At 63.3% G+C, this 13,435-nt stretch carries 12 protein-coding genes; 8 read left to right on the top strand and 4 right to left on the bottom strand.

The window, feature by feature from the left end:
- Positions 1–17 precede the first annotated feature (17 nt).
- Entirely contained in the window at positions 18–440 is a 423-nt protein-coding gene (ndk, locus tag K3555_RS07675; RefSeq protein ID WP_027258644.1) for a nucleoside-diphosphate kinase, read from the bottom strand.
- A gap of 271 nt (positions 441–711) precedes the next feature.
- On the opposite strand from ndk, the gene K3555_RS07670 reads away from it, so the two are divergent.
- From K3555_RS07670 to K3555_RS07660, 3 genes are read left to right on the top strand one after another with little or no spacing between them, the layout of a single operon-like run.
- Positions 712–2,565, top strand: a complete 1,854-nt coding sequence (locus K3555_RS07670; protein WP_259998545.1) for an ABC-F family ATP-binding cassette domain-containing protein — start codon at positions 712–714, stop codon at positions 2,563–2,565.
- Positions 2,562–3,182: a MarC family protein gene (locus tag K3555_RS07665; RefSeq protein ID WP_259991639.1), complete on the top strand. Its 621-nt coding sequence runs from the start codon at positions 2,562–2,564 to the stop codon at positions 3,180–3,182. Before K3555_RS07670 ends, K3555_RS07665 begins: the two co-directional genes overlap by 4 nt.
- 44 nt (positions 3,183–3,226) lie before the next feature.
- Positions 3,227–3,808: a TIGR02281 family clan AA aspartic protease gene (locus K3555_RS07660; RefSeq protein ID WP_129371171.1), complete on the top strand. Its 582-nt coding sequence runs from the start codon at positions 3,227–3,229 to the stop codon at positions 3,806–3,808.
- Positions 3,809–3,914: 106 nt separating this feature from the next.
- Here K3555_RS07660 and K3555_RS07655 read toward each other — a convergent pair whose 3' ends face one another.
- The 3 genes from K3555_RS07655 to K3555_RS07645 form a co-directional block, all read right to left on the bottom strand.
- The gene (locus K3555_RS07655) at positions 3,915–4,466 is read right to left on the bottom strand and encodes a CHAP domain-containing protein (RefSeq protein WP_260008025.1); all 552 of its coding nucleotides are present in this window, start codon (positions 4,464–4,466) and stop codon (positions 3,915–3,917) included.
- 159 nt (positions 4,467–4,625) lie between these two features.
- Complete coding sequence (locus tag K3555_RS07650) at positions 4,626–5,084, bottom strand: DNA polymerase III subunit chi (RefSeq protein ID WP_260008023.1); 459 nt, start codon at positions 5,082–5,084, stop codon at positions 4,626–4,628.
- Positions 5,085–5,090: 6 nt separating this feature from the next.
- Positions 5,091–6,566: a leucyl aminopeptidase gene (locus tag K3555_RS07645; protein ID WP_260008021.1), complete on the bottom strand. Its 1,476-nt coding sequence runs from the start codon at positions 6,564–6,566 to the stop codon at positions 5,091–5,093.
- Between the two features lie 196 nt (positions 6,567–6,762).
- Between K3555_RS07645 and lptF the strand changes: the two genes are divergently transcribed.
- The 5 genes from lptF to pdxA are packed head-to-tail and all read left to right on the top strand — an operon-like array spanning position 6,763 to position 13,357.
- Positions 6,763–7,881 (top strand): LPS export ABC transporter permease LptF, encoded by a 1,119-nt coding sequence (gene lptF, locus K3555_RS07640; RefSeq protein WP_260008509.1) that lies wholly within the window; start codon positions 6,763–6,765, stop codon positions 7,879–7,881.
- Positions 7,878–8,981, top strand: a complete 1,104-nt coding sequence (gene lptG, locus K3555_RS07635; RefSeq protein WP_259991630.1) for an LPS export ABC transporter permease LptG — start codon at positions 7,878–7,880, stop codon at positions 8,979–8,981. The genes lptF and lptG overlap by 4 nt, the downstream gene beginning before the upstream one ends.
- Positions 8,965–11,145: an LPS-assembly protein LptD gene (locus K3555_RS07630; protein WP_260008020.1), complete on the top strand. Its 2,181-nt coding sequence runs from the start codon at positions 8,965–8,967 to the stop codon at positions 11,143–11,145. Before lptG ends, K3555_RS07630 begins: the two co-directional genes overlap by 17 nt.
- On the top strand, positions 11,130–12,389 hold the full coding sequence (locus K3555_RS07625) for a peptidylprolyl isomerase (protein ID WP_260008019.1): 1,260 nt from the start codon (positions 11,130–11,132) through the stop codon (positions 12,387–12,389). The genes K3555_RS07630 and K3555_RS07625 overlap by 16 nt, the downstream gene beginning before the upstream one ends.
- Entirely contained in the window at positions 12,386–13,357 is a 972-nt protein-coding gene (gene pdxA, locus K3555_RS07620) for a 4-hydroxythreonine-4-phosphate dehydrogenase PdxA (RefSeq protein ID WP_260008018.1), read from the top strand. Before K3555_RS07625 ends, pdxA begins: the two co-directional genes overlap by 4 nt.
- The last annotated feature ends 78 nt before the right edge of the window (positions 13,358–13,435 follow it).

Genomic DNA, 13,435 nt, shown 5'->3' with positions numbered 1-13,435 from the left:
ATCGCTAAGCCTGCGGCTTAGCCGACCAGCTCGAGGCCGGAGAAGAAGTAAGCGATCTCAACAGCCGCGGTTTCCGGTGCGTCGGAACCGTGCACGGAGTTTTCGCCAACAGATTCAGCAAATTCGGCGCGGATGGTGCCGGCCGCGGCGTCTGCCGGGTTGGTGGCGCCCATGACTTCACGGTTTTTGGCAATGGCGTTTTCGCCTTCCAGAACCTGCGCAACGATCGGAGCGGACGCCATGAATTCGCACAACTCACCGTAGAAGGGACGCTCAGCGTGCACTTTGTAGAACTCGCCTGCCTGCGCCTGGGTCAGGTGAATGCGCTTTTGCGCCACAACGCGCAGGCCGGCTTCTTCGAATTTGGCGTTGATTGCGCCGGTCAGGTTGCGGCGGGTTGCGTCGGGCTTGATGATCGAGAAAGTGCGTTCCAGTGCCATGGGGCAGACTCCTGTGCTGAAAAGCCGGACATCATGCCCGGCCCGTTACGAATTGCCGCCCCGATAGCATGGCTCTGTGACAGGATAAAGAGGGGATTGCGCAGCTTTGACACAGCAGCAAAGGCGGCGCGCAGCCGGTTGGATGTGCCTCCTGAACCTATGCCGGTCTTGCCGCGCATCTGCAATAAGCCGGCCACAGCCAGCTGCGTCCGGCGCCCGCACATGGCCTGCCCCATTGACAAGGGCCAGACAGTACCGCAGTGCAAGGCCCATGTTACGTATCAGCGATATATCCTATGCGGTCGAAGGCCGTCTTTTGTTCGATGGCGCCAGCGCCACGATCCCCACTGGCCACAAGGTTGGATTGGTCGGCCGCAACGGCACCGGCAAAACCACGCTGTTCCGGCTGATCCGCAATGAGCTGTCGCTGGAATCCGGCGCCATTTCCCTGCCCAGCAAAGCGCGGATCGGCGGCATTGCCCAGGAAGCGCCATCTTCAAACGTGTCGCTGATCGATACGGTGCTTGCTGCGGACACTGAACGCGCCGAATTGATGGCCGAGTCCGAGACCGCGCAGGATCCCGGACGGATTGCCGAAATTCAAACCCGGCTTTCAGATATCGACGCATGGTCGGCCGAAGCACGCGCCGCTGCCATCCTCAAAGGTCTCGGGTTTGATTTTGCCGCCCAGCAACGCCCCTGCTCCGACTATTCGGGTGGCTGGCGGATGCGGGTGGCCCTGGCGGCGGTGCTGTTTTCACAGCCCGACCTCTTGCTGCTGGACGAACCAACCAACTATCTGGATCTTGAAGGCGCGCTGTGGCTCGAAGCCTATCTGGTGAAATATCCGCATACGGTGATCATCATCAGCCACGACCGTGAGCTGCTGAACCGCTCGGTGAACGGCATTCTGCATCTCGAAGAGCTGGGCCTGACCTATTACTCCGGCAACTATGACCAGTTTGCCCGCCAGCGCGCGGCCAACCGGGCCAATCAGGCCGCCCAGGCCAAGAAACAGGACGCCCGCCGCGCCCATCTGCAGGCCTTTGTGGACCGGTTCAAAGCCAAGGCCAGCAAGGCCAAGCAGGCGCAAAGCCGGGTCAAGATGCTGGAGAAGATGGAAACCATCCGCGCGCCCGAAGACGCCGCACGCACCGTTTTCACTTTCCCCGAACCTGAGGAGCTGTCGCCGCCGATCATCGCAACCGAGGGCGCCTCGGTCGGCTATGACGGCACTGCGATCCTCAGCCGTCTGGATCTGCGTATTGATCAGGACGACCGCATCGCGCTGCTTGGCAAGAACGGCGAGGGTAAATCCACCCTGTCCAAAATGCTGTCGGGCCGTCTGGATGTGATGGCCGGCAAGATGACCCAGTCCGGCAAGCTGCGGATCGGCTTCTTTGCCCAGCATCAGGTGGATGAGCTGCACATTGACGAAACCCCGCTGCAGCATCTTCAGCGCGAACGCCCGAACGAAGGCCAGGCCCGGCTGCGCGCCCGGCTGGCCGGCTTCGGCCTGGGGTCGGATCAGGCTGATACCGAGGTCGGCCGTCTCTCCGGCGGGCAAAAGGCGCGGCTGTCGCTGCTGCTGGCCACCCTGCCCGCCCCGCATCTGCTGATCCTCGATGAGCCGACCAACCACCTGGATATTGAAAGCCGCGAGGCGCTGGTCGAAGCGCTGACCGCCTATTCCGGCGCGGTCATTCTGGTCAGCCACGATATGCACCTGCTTAGCCTGGTCGCAGACCGGCTGTGGCTGGTGTCCGGCGGCACGGTGAAACCGTTTGAGGGCGACCTTCCGGCCTACCGCGATCTGCTGCTGACGCGCGACAAACCCGCAGGCAAATCCAAGGCCAAGGCCGAAAAACCCAAGCGCCCCAGCCGCGACGCCATTCAGGCCCTGCGCGCCGAGGTGCGCAAAGGTGAGGCGCGCCTGGAGAAGGTCAGCGAAATGCGCGACAAGCTGGCCAAGAAACTGGCGGATCCTGCCCTTTATGACGATGGGCGCAAAGACGAAGCCATTGTCTGGCAGCGCAAATATGCCGAAGTGATGGAAGCCCAGGACCGCGCCGAGGAGCTGTGGCTGAAAGCGGTGGAGAAACTGGAAAAAGCAGAGGCGCAATGATCGACACGGCCTTTCTGATCACCTCATTTGTCACGCTGTTTGTCATTGTTGACCCGATCGGCCTGACACCGATCTTTCTGGCGCTGACACAGGGCATGACACCCGCACAGCGGCGTGCGATTGCCCTGCGTTCGACCATCACCGCAGCAATTCTGCTTGCGCTGTTTGCGGCACTTGGCGAGGCGGTGCTTGGCTTTGCAGGCATTTCCATGGCTGCCTTCCGCATTGCCGGGGGCGTGCTGTTGTTCCTCACTGCGCTTGATATGCTGTTTGAACGCCGCAACAAGCGGCGCGAAGACCGCAGCGAAGAGGATGATTTTGATGATCCGTCCATCTTCCCGCTGGCGATCCCGCTGATTGCGGGCCCCGGATCCATCGCCACTGTCATCCTGCTGGCGGGGCAGCAGCCCGGCATCGCCGGCTTTGCCATGGTGATGGGCGTGGTGGTTGCGGTGCTGGCGATCCTGTTGGTGATGTGTCTGTTCTCCGGCCTGTTCGAACGCTTGCTGGGCAAGACCGGCATCACCGTTGTGACCCGCCTTCTGGGCATGCTGCTGGCGGCGCTTTCCGTGCAGTTCGTGCTCGACGGGCTGCGCGCATTTGGATTTGCAGGCTAGCATAACGCCCCGGCCCGCCTACATTATATTCAGGAGGTGCGCAGATGGGCGAGTTTGAGATCGGGCGGGTTATCTATCTGGTTGTTCTGCTGGTTGCAGTGGGTTCCTGGGTGTTTGTGCAAAACCGCCAATCCATCGGCAAGACACTGCAGATGTTTGCGGTTTGGGGCTTTATCTTCCTTGGTGTGATCGCCTCTTACGGGCTGTGGGAGGATATCCGCCAAACCGTGCGCCCGCAGCAAAGCGTCGCGGTGGAGGCCGGACGGGTCGAAGTGCCGCGCGCACCGGACGGGCATTACTATCTGACCCTTGAGGTGAACGGCGCTGCTGTCCCGTTCCTGGTCGACACCGGCGCCAGCGAAGTTGTGCTGAACGCGCGCGATGCAGAGCGTGCCGGCATCGATACCGGAAGCCTTGCGTATCTCGGCCGCGCCCGCACCGCCAATGGCGAGGTGCGCACGGCCTCGGTCTGGATCGAAGAAATGTCGCTGGGCGGCATCACCGACACGGATGTGCGCGTGTGGGTGAACCAGGGCGAGCTGGAGCAATCCCTCTTGGGAATGGGTTACCTGCAGCGTTGGTCCAGCATCGAAATCCGCAATGGCGCATTGGTGCTGACCCGCTGATCATGCGCCTGGCGGCGCAGGCCTCCGGCAGGGGTATTTAGGACCAGAAAGAAGCCAAGGCACTTTTCTTCCTTTGGGCTAGAGGGGCAGCGCCGCTGCCCTGCGATCACCCTTTGTCCGGAACCGGCAGAATGAAGCCGTTGATCGGATAGACCCGCCCGTAGGCCCCCGGATTGCTTTCCAAGCGAACGGCAGACCAGTCGTTTGCTGCAGACACGTCAATCACCGCCATGCCCAGCGACACCTTGTTGCGGCGCCAGTTGGCGTGATTGATCCGGATCCGGCGCGAATCCTCTACCTTGGAGACCACTGCCACATGCCCCAGCGGATTGGAGCGGGTCGCCCGGAACGCCATCACCGCGCCTGTTTGCGGCTGCTGGCCGCGGCTGAACTGTCCTTTGGCCTGTGCCCACCAGGTTTTGGCATTGCCGAAAATCTCAATCCCGCTGGCATTGCGGGCAAAGGGCACGCACCAGACACGGCTCCCTCTGGATTGCAAAGACTGGACTTCCTGAACCGCGTACTCCAGACGCGCGGCCTCGGCCTCGGCGCGGGCCACCGATCTGCCTTGAATATCACCGCAATTGGCAAGGAACAGCAGCCCCACCCCAACAAACGGCAGCAGCCGCGCCCGACGGAACGCATGTGATATTTTCATCTGTCCCCCAGTGTCCTGGTCTTTTGTTCTGATCTTTTGACCGGGAGGATTACTGCGGCAGCGCCTTTTGCGCGAGCATTTCCTGCCAAGCTGAAACAAATCTGAACAAAATTGGCAAAATCCCGCCGATACCGCGGGCTGACAGGCCGGTTTCCCGGCCTATTTCTCGGCCTTCTTCTCCCAACGCCCGCCCTCTTCGGACCAGTATTGGGCGGAACAGCCGGCATCTGTCAGGGATTTCCACTGGCTGCGGGCCTGTTGCACAGCTTGCGGATCGGTGCCGTCGAACAGAATACAGACACGGCTCAGCGTCTGAACCTCATCCGCGCTGACCGCGGCGCCATCCACCGCCATCACACAGTCCGGGGTATTGGCCGCCTCCGGCCCTGCGGTCAGCAGAACCGGCTGCAGCGCGTCATGGGGGCCGCCGGCCAGGCCATGGGGCAGGAAGCTTTCCTCCGGCCCCAGCCACAACCGGTCATCCAGCCAGGCCATGCGCTCGGGGTCACGCCCGCGCACCGCAATGCGCCAGCCCGCCCCGCGCGCCTTATCCAGAAGAACCGGCAAGGTCTCCTCCAGCGGCCTGCGCGTCAGATGATAGAAATAGGCAGCGCCCATAAGTGTTTATTCCGCCTCGAACTTATCCGCGACAAGACGGTTCAGTGCCATCACGCCCCAGCCGGTGGCGCCTTTGGGCGCATAGTCCGTTTCCGCCTTGACCGAGGCAACGCCGGCAATGTCCAGATGGATCCAGGGCATACCGTCCTTAATGAACCTTGCCAGGAACTGCGCCGCGGTGATGGAACCCGCCGGGCGCCCGCCGACGTTTTTCATATCGGCAATGCGCGATTTCAACTGATCGTCATAGGCCTTGCCCAAGGGCATCCGCCAGGCACCTTCGTCCTCGGAGCGCGCGGCCTTGAGGAAGGCATTGCACAGATCGTCATCATTGGAGAACACGCCAGCGTTCTCATGCCCTAGGCCGATAATGATTGCGCCGGTCAAGGTCGCCAGATCGATAATACCTGCAGGTTTGAACCGCTCCTGCGCGTACCAAAGCACATCACACAGAACCAGACGGCCCTCGGCGTCGGTGTTGATAATCTCGACCGTGTCGCCTTTCATCGATTTCACCACATCGCCAGGACGGGTGGCATTGCCCGAGGGCATGTTTTCCACAAGGCCGACCAGCCCGACCACATTGGCCTTAGCTTTGCGCAGTGCCAGGGCCTTCATCGTGCCGGCCACAACGCCTGCGCCGCCCATGTCCATGGTCATGTCTTCCATGCCGCCCGCAGGCTTCAGGGAGATACCGCCGGTGTCAAACACCACACCCTTGCCGACCAGCGCCAGCGGGGCTGCACCCTTGGCGCCGCCTTTCCATTGCATCACCGCCACTTTGGACGGGCTGTCAGAACCTTGGCCAACACACAGCAGCGTGCGCATGCCAAGCTTTTCCAGGTCCGCCTCTTCCAGGACCTCAACCTCAAGGCCGATCTGCTTCATCTCTTCGATACGGCGGGCGAATTCCGTGGTGGTCAGCACATTGGCTGGCTCATTGACCAAATCCCGGGTCATGTGAACGCCCTCTGCCACTGCCAGCAACGGCGCGCAGGCGGCCTCCAGATCGGACGGCATCTTGGAAGCGATCACCACCTCGCCCTCGGGCTTGTCTTCGGCGGGGGTCTTATGGTCATCAAAGCCATAGTCGCGCAACGCCAGCCCCATGGTGAGGTCAGCAGCCTTGTTCATGCTGCCGGCCATCACCGTCAGCCGCTTGCCCGCAGCCGTCTTGGCCAGTTTTGCGCCCGCCTGGCGTGCCTCTGCCGGAGTCAGCTTGCGCGGCAGAACCAGCACATCCAGTGCCTCGGCCTGCATGCCTGCGGGCCAGCCCAGGGAAATCACATCCCCCGCCTTGGCCTTCTTGAAGCCGTCCGATTCGACCAGCCGGGCAATTGCGCCCTTGCTCAGCCGGTTGGCGGTGCGCGCGGCCTGATCCAAGCTGCCCTCGGGCGTGACCATCACCGCCACGCGGCCGGTCATTTCCGACAGTGCCTTGGGGTCGTATTCGGCAAAACGGATCGGGGTTAGGCTGCTCATTCTCGCGCGCTCCTGCTGGTTTCATATGGTTCTTGGCATAAGAGGTATCCTGCGCAGGGGCGCTTGGCCAGACCCGCCTTTGCGCCCGCGGCGGCCGCGATCTGCCGCCGAATGAGGCGCCTTGCGAGAATGCAGTTTTCCCCGCCCGGCAAATCCACTAATGTCGCGCAAAATCACAATGGTCTGGGGGGATCGGGTGTCACGCTACGACAGATACGTGCTGTCACAATATCTGCTCTTCTTCGGCTTCTTTGCGCTGATTCTGGTGGCCGTGTTCTGGGTCAACCGGGCAGTTGTGCTGTTTGACCGGCTGATCGGCAATGGGCAGTCGGCCTTGGTGTTCCTTGAGTTCACCGCGCTCACCCTGCCGAACCTCATCCGCATGGTGCTGCCGATTGCCGCCTTTGGCGCTTCGGTCTGGGTCACCAACCGGCTGAACAGCGAAAGCGAGCTGACAGTGCTGCGCGCCACCGGCACCAGCCCCTGGCAGATGGCGCGGCCGGCCCTCGCATTCGGGGTCATCACGGCACTGATGATGTCGGCACTGACCCACTACCTGCTGCCCGCCTCGATCAGCCAGCTGGAGGTGCGTGAAAGCGAAGTCTCCCGCAACATCACCGCTAAACTGCTGAGCGAGGGCGATTTCCTGCACCCGGCAGACGGTGTTACCTTCTATATCCGCCAGATCGACCCGGACGGCACCTTGAACGACGTCTTCCTGTCTGACCGCCGCGACCCGGCGACGACGGTGACTTATACCGGTGCCCGCGCCTTTCTTGTGCGCGACGGAGGCAGCGCGCATCTGATCATGGTGGAAGGCATGGCGCAGCGGCTGGATAATCAGACGCAACGGCTTTCGACCACGTTCTTCTCAGATTTCTCATATGATATCAGCGCACTGGCCCGGAAAACGGAAAACCCGGCGCGCAACATCCGTGCGATCCCAAGCTTGGAGCTGATGACCAGCACCCAGGCCGTCACCCGCAGCGATGGCTACTCCGCAGGCGCCCAGGCCGAAGAGCTGCACCTGCGCTTTGCCCGTGCCCTGGTCTGTGTGGCCGTCGCCCTGATCGGGTTTTCCGCGCTGATGCTGGGAACGTTCTCGCGGTTCGGCGTGTGGCGGCAGGCTTTCCTGGCCTTTGTTGTGCTGATCTTTGTCGAGGGCTTGCGCGGGGTTGTCTCGGAACCGGTTCTGCAAAACCCCAGCCTGTGGCCGCTGATTTACCTGCCGACCTTGCTGGGGCTTTTGGTGGCGCTGATCTTTATGGTTCTGTCAGCCCGGCCCAAACGGACCCGGGCGGAGGCGCCCGCATGAAGCTTGATCTTTACTATGCCCGGCGCTTTCTGCAGTGGTTCCTGGTGATTGTTGCCGTGCTGATGACGCTGGTGGTGCTGATCGATCTGAACGAACAGGTCCGCCGTTTCGAGGCGATCGACCTAAGCCTGGCGCAACTGGTTGGCCTGACCCTCCTGAACGTTCCGGCCGCCCTCAGCGAGTTTCTGCCTCTGATCATGATCCTGTCGACCATCGTGCTGTTTGTCGGCCTCGCCCGCAGCAGCGAACTGGTGGTGACCCGCGCCATCGGCCGCTCCGGCATTCGCGCGCTGGCGGCACCGGTGCTGGTGGCGGCGGCAATCGGCGCCCTGGCGGTCACCATGCTGAACCCGATCGCGTCAGCCACAGCCAACCGCTATCAGGATCTGTCCGAGACCTATCATAATGGCGGGCCGTCGGCGCTGTCGCTGTCCGGCGAAGGCCTGTGGCTGCGCCAGGGCGGTGCCAGGGGCCAGTCGGTCATCCACGCCAAGGGCTACAGCGGCGACGCTGCGGATATCACGTTGCTTGACGTCTCGATCCACGCCTACACCAGTGCCGGCGGCCTGGTGCGCCGCATCATTGCCGACAGCGCCCGGCTGGACGGCAGCAACTGGATCCTGTCCAACGCCAAATCCTGGCCGCTGGCCGCCGGCATCAACCCCGATTCCAACGCCGCCCGGCATGACGAGCTGCAGCTGCCCACAACACTGACCACCGACCGGATCCGCGATACCCTGGGCACCGCCAGCGGCATCTCGATCTACGATCTGCCCTCGACCATCCGCGAATTGTCTGCCGCGGGTTTTACCACCAAACGCTACGAGGTCCGCTATCAGGCAGAACTGGCCCGCCCCCTGTTTCTGATCGCCATGGTTCTGGTCGGCGCCTCCTTCACCATGCGGCACGCGCGTTTTGGCGGCACCGGGCTGGCGGTGCTGATGGCGGTTCTTTTGGGATTCGGGCTTTATTTCATCCGCAATTTCGCGCAAATCCTTGGCGAGAACGGGCAAATCCCGGTGGCCCTGGCCGCCTGGGCGCCGCCCGCCGCCGCGATACTTTTGACTTTGGGACTGCTTCTCCATGCCGAAGACGGGTAAATTGCGCCGCGCACTGCTTCTTTCGGCTGTGCTGCCCTGGCTCGCCCTGACAGCCCCGGCGCCGCAGGCGCAGACCGCGGCGCTGCCTGATCCGGCGCAGCCCGCGATGCTGGTTGCAGATCAGGTCTTCATCACCCCTGACCGCACCCTGGTGGCCGAAGGCAACGTCGAGGCGTTTCAGGGCGATATCCGGCTGCGCGCGCAAAAGATCACGTTTGATCAGACCACCGGCACCCTGCAGATCGAAGGCCCGATCCGCATCGACCAGCAAGGCGACATCACCATACTGGCCACTGCTGCCGAGCTGGACAGAGACCTGCGCAACGGGTTGCTGACAGGCGCCCGCATGGTGTTCCAGCAGCAGCTGCAGCTGGCCTCGCTGCAAATGACCCGGGTCAGCGGCCGCTATACACAGCTTTACAAGACCGCCGTCACCTCCTGCCACGTCTGCGAGGATGGGCGCCCGCCGCTCTGGCAGATCCGGGCGGAGCGGGTGACCCACGACCAGCAGGCACGCCAGCTCTATTTCGAAAGCGCCCAGCTGCGGGTGCTCGACGTGCCGGTGTTCTATTTTCCGGCGATCCGCCTGCCTGATCCTTCACTGGAGCGGGCCAGCGGATTTCTGGTGCCCTCGATACGCTCCACGTCGAACCTCGGCACCGGGGTCAAGGCGCCCTATTTCTTCACACTCGGCCCGCACCGCGACCTGACACTGGCGCCCTATATCTCGTCCAGCACCCAGACGCTGGACGTCCGCTACCGCCAGGCCTTCCGCCGCGGCAGGATCGAATTCAACGGCGCCTACACCCGCGACGACCTGTTTTCCGGCGAAGACCGCGGCTACATCTTTGGCGAAGGCCAGTTCGATCTGCCGCGGGATTTCCGCTTCACCTTTGACGTCAAAGCGGTCTCGGACGACGCCTATCTCGAAGACTACGGCCTGCCGGAACTGGACCGTCTGCGTTCCGAGGCGGTGCTGTCCCGGGCCAAACGCGACAGCCTGTTCCGCGCGTCCCTGACACATTACAAAACCCTGCGGACCAGCGAAGAACAGGCAAACATTCCGTCCGGAATCGCCGAAGCCTTCTATCAGACCCGCCACCATCCCGCCCTCACCGGCGGCGAGCTGCGGCTGACCCTGCAGGGCCATGGCCACCGCCGCAGCTCCAGCATCGACGGCACAGCCACTGACAGCAACGGTCGTGATCTTGCGCGGCTCACTGCCGACATCGACTGGCGCCGCAGCTGGCGCCTGGGCTATGGTATCCTGGCGGAATGGGAACTCGGCGCCGCAGCAGATGCCTTCCGTGCTTATGACGACAGTTTCTTCAATGAGGAGGTCACCCGCCTGACCCCGCGCACCGCGCTGACCCTGCGCCTGCCGATGAGCCGCCGCGAGGCTGGCGGCGCCACCCAGTACCTGGAACCGATCCTGCAGCTGGGCTGGCGCGACGAGGGCGGCGGCAGCGTGGTCACCGAAGAAAGCCGCTTTGTCGAGTTTGACCAGGGCAATCTGTTGTCGCTGTCGCGGTTTCCTTCCACCGACGCCCGCGAGGACGGCCTGACCCTTGTCTACGGCGCCAACTGGGCGCGTTATGCACCCACCGGCTGGCAGGCCTATGCCACCGTCGGCCAGGTGCTGCGCAGCGACGGCGATGACCGGTTCACCAAAAGCTCCGGCCTCAGCGGCACCTCCTCGGATTTCCTGCTGGCGGGCCAGATCAAATTCGGCGACGGGCTGGCCCTCTCCACCCGCGGTTTGCTGAACGGTTCATTGAACTTCTCCAAGGCTGAACTGCGCGGCGACTGGCGCACCGAACGCTCCAGCCTGTCCGGCACCTATCTGTGGCTCGGCACCGACCCGGATGAAGACCGGGCCGAGGAAAGCTCGGAGCTGTGGGTCGACGGCAGCTATGACATCAACCCCAGCTGGTCCGCCGGCGCCCGGCTGCGCTATGATATTTCCGGCGCCCGCGCCACCCGCGCAGGCCTTGGCTTGGCCTACAGCAACGAATGCGTGACGGTCGACCTTTCAGTCAACCGCCGCTATACCTCAACAACAAGTGTTGAGCCGACAACCGATTTCGGCTTTACCATCTCGCTCAGCGGATTTTCCGTAAAGAGCGGCAGCAAACAGTACAGGCGGTCATGCAGCAAGACGTGAATTTCCGGTTCCCGGCTCCTTTCTTTTCCCGTGTTCTAAAATCAGCAACAGCGCTGGCGCTGGCTGCGGGGCTTTCCTGGACCGGCCTGCCGGCGGGGGCACAAAACCTGTTCGCCCCGGCCATCACCGTGAATGACGAGGTCATCACCCGCTATGAGCTGGAACAGCGCGCCCGCTTCCAATCGGCGCTGCGGGTGCCCGGCGATCCTCTGGCCACCGCCCGCGAAGAGCTGATCAACGACCGGCTCAAACTGGCTGAGCTGGAGCAGGCCGGGATCGAACTGGCCGAAGAAGACATCACCGCCGGCATGGAAGAACTGGCCGCACGCGCCAACCTGTCGCTGAACGACTTCCTGACCGCACTGCAGCAAAATGGCGTGGAGCCGCAAACCCTGCGTGATTTCACCAAGGTCGGGCTGGGCTGGCGGGAATACACCCGCGCCCGCTTCCTGTCGCGCGCCCGCCCCACTCCGGAGGAGATTGACCGCGCCATGGGCTCGGCCGGCACTGGCAGCGTCCAGGTTCTGCTCAGCGAATTCATCGTTCCGATCAACGAACAGAACGCAGCACAGGTCGAAGAGCTGATCGAACAGGTCGCCCGGCTGAAAGGCTACGACAGTTTCTCAGCTGCCGCGACCCAGTATTCTGCTGCCGCCAGCCGCAACGAGGGCGGACGCCTGCCCTGGATGCCGCTGACCCAGCTGCCGCCACAGCTGCAAGAAGTTGCGCTGGCGCTGAAACCCGGCGAGATTTCCGAACCGCTGCCGCTGCAAAGTGCTGTGGCCCTGTTCCAGATGCGCGGCGTGCGCGAGGTTGAGGGCGCAGCACCGCGCTACACCGCAATCGAATATGCCGCCTATCATGTGCCCGGCGGCCGCACGCCAGAAGGGCTTGCCGCGGCGCAAAAGGTGGTGGACAGCGTCGACACCTGCGATGATTTCTATGGGCTGGCCCAGGGTCAGGATCCGTCGGTGCTGGATGTGCAAAGCCTTCAGCCGTCAGAGATCCCCCGCGACATCGCGCTGGAACTGGCCAAGCTGGACCCGAATGAAACCTCCACCGCGCTGACCCGCAACAACGGCCAGACACTGATGGTGCTGATGCTCTGCGGCCGCACTGCCGACCTGGGTGAGGACAGCTCGCGCGAGACCGTGGCCAATGCGCTGACGGCACAGCGGATGGCCTCGCTGGCCGGCAGCTACCTTGAACAGCTGCGCGCCGACGCCCGGATCGACATCAAATGAGCCAGCCCGGGCCGATTGCCCTCAGCTGCGGCGAACCCGCAGGCATCGGCCCGGAAATCGCCGTCAAGGCTTGGAACGCACTGCGCAGCTCTTGCCCGTTTTTCTGGATCGGCGACCCGCGCCACCTGCCTGCGGGCACCCCGGTCCAGGAAATCTCCGCCCCCGCCGAAGCCGCGGCTTCCTGCGCAGACAGCTTCCCGGTACTGCCTCTCGCCTTCGGCGGCAGCGCAGTCAAGGGCACTGCCGACCCGGCCAACGCCGCTGGCGTCATCCGGTCCATTGAGACCGCAGTCCAGTTGGTCCAGACCGGCAAAGCCGCCGCTGTCTGCACCGCCCCGATCCACAAAAAGGCGCTGATTGATGGCGCCGGCTTTGCCTATCCCGGCCACACCGAGTTCCTGGCGTCCCTTGCCGGCCGGGAGCGGGTTGTGATGATGCTGGCCAGCGAGCAGCTGCGGGTTGTGCCCGCCACCATCCATATCGCCCTGTCCGACGTCCCCAAAGCCCTGACCCCGGAACTGCTGCGCGAAACCATCGAGATCACCGCAGCCGGCCTTAGCGGTCAGTTCGGCATCGCAGCGCCCTGCATTGCTGTCGCCGGGCTCAACCCGCATGCAGGCGAAGGCGGCGCCATGGGCCATGAGGAACTGGCTTGGATCAACGTCCTGATCCGGCAGATGCAATCGGAAGGCCTGAATGTCACCGGTCCGCACCCTGCGGACACACTGTTTCATGCTGCCGCCCGCGCCCGCTACGACGCAGCGGTCTGCATGTATCACGACCAGGCGCTGATCCCGATCAAGACGCTGGATTTCGACCGCGGCGTCAATGTAACCTTGGGCCTGCCCTTCATCCGCACCTCGCCCGATCACGGCACCGCCTTTGACATCGCAGGCACCGGCCAAGCCAACCCAACCAGCCTGATCGAAGCCCTGAAGCTGGCGCAGCGGATGGCTGCCAGCCCTTGATTCTTCCCCGGACGGCAAATATCCCCGCCGCAGGTATGAAATTTCTGGCGCGCCGCCCGCGCCATGTCCCAAGGTACA

The organism is Leisingera sp. M527, from assembly GCF_025141525.1.
GTDB lineage: Bacteria > Pseudomonadota > Alphaproteobacteria > Rhodobacterales > Rhodobacteraceae > Leisingera.
This window is presented reverse-complemented; position numbering and strand designations above follow the sequence as displayed.

Coding starts and splice junctions, on each gene's coding strand:
- ndk (WP_027258644.1), bottom strand. CDS start 440: ATGGCACTGGAACGCACTTTCTCGATCATCAAGCCCGACGCAACCCGC.
- K3555_RS07670 (WP_259998545.1), top strand. CDS start 712: ATGTTACGTATCAGCGATATATCCTATGCGGTCGAAGGCCGTCTTTTG.
- K3555_RS07665 (WP_259991639.1), top strand. CDS start 2,562: ATGATCGACACGGCCTTTCTGATCACCTCATTTGTCACGCTGTTTGTC.
- K3555_RS07660 (WP_129371171.1), top strand. CDS start 3,227: ATGGGCGAGTTTGAGATCGGGCGGGTTATCTATCTGGTTGTTCTGCTG.
- K3555_RS07655 (WP_260008025.1), bottom strand. CDS start 4,466: ATGAAAATATCACATGCGTTCCGTCGGGCGCGGCTGCTGCCGTTTGTT.
- K3555_RS07650 (WP_260008023.1), bottom strand. CDS start 5,084: ATGGGCGCTGCCTATTTCTATCATCTGACGCGCAGGCCGCTGGAGGAG.
- K3555_RS07645 (WP_260008021.1), bottom strand. CDS start 6,566: ATGAGCAGCCTAACCCCGATCCGTTTTGCCGAATACGACCCCAAGGCA.
- lptG (WP_259991630.1), top strand. CDS start 7,878: ATGAAGCTTGATCTTTACTATGCCCGGCGCTTTCTGCAGTGGTTCCTG.
- K3555_RS07630 (WP_260008020.1), top strand. CDS start 8,965: ATGCCGAAGACGGGTAAATTGCGCCGCGCACTGCTTCTTTCGGCTGTG.
- K3555_RS07625 (WP_260008019.1), top strand. CDS start 11,130: ATGCAGCAAGACGTGAATTTCCGGTTCCCGGCTCCTTTCTTTTCCCGT.
- pdxA (WP_260008018.1), top strand. CDS start 12,386: ATGAGCCAGCCCGGGCCGATTGCCCTCAGCTGCGGCGAACCCGCAGGC.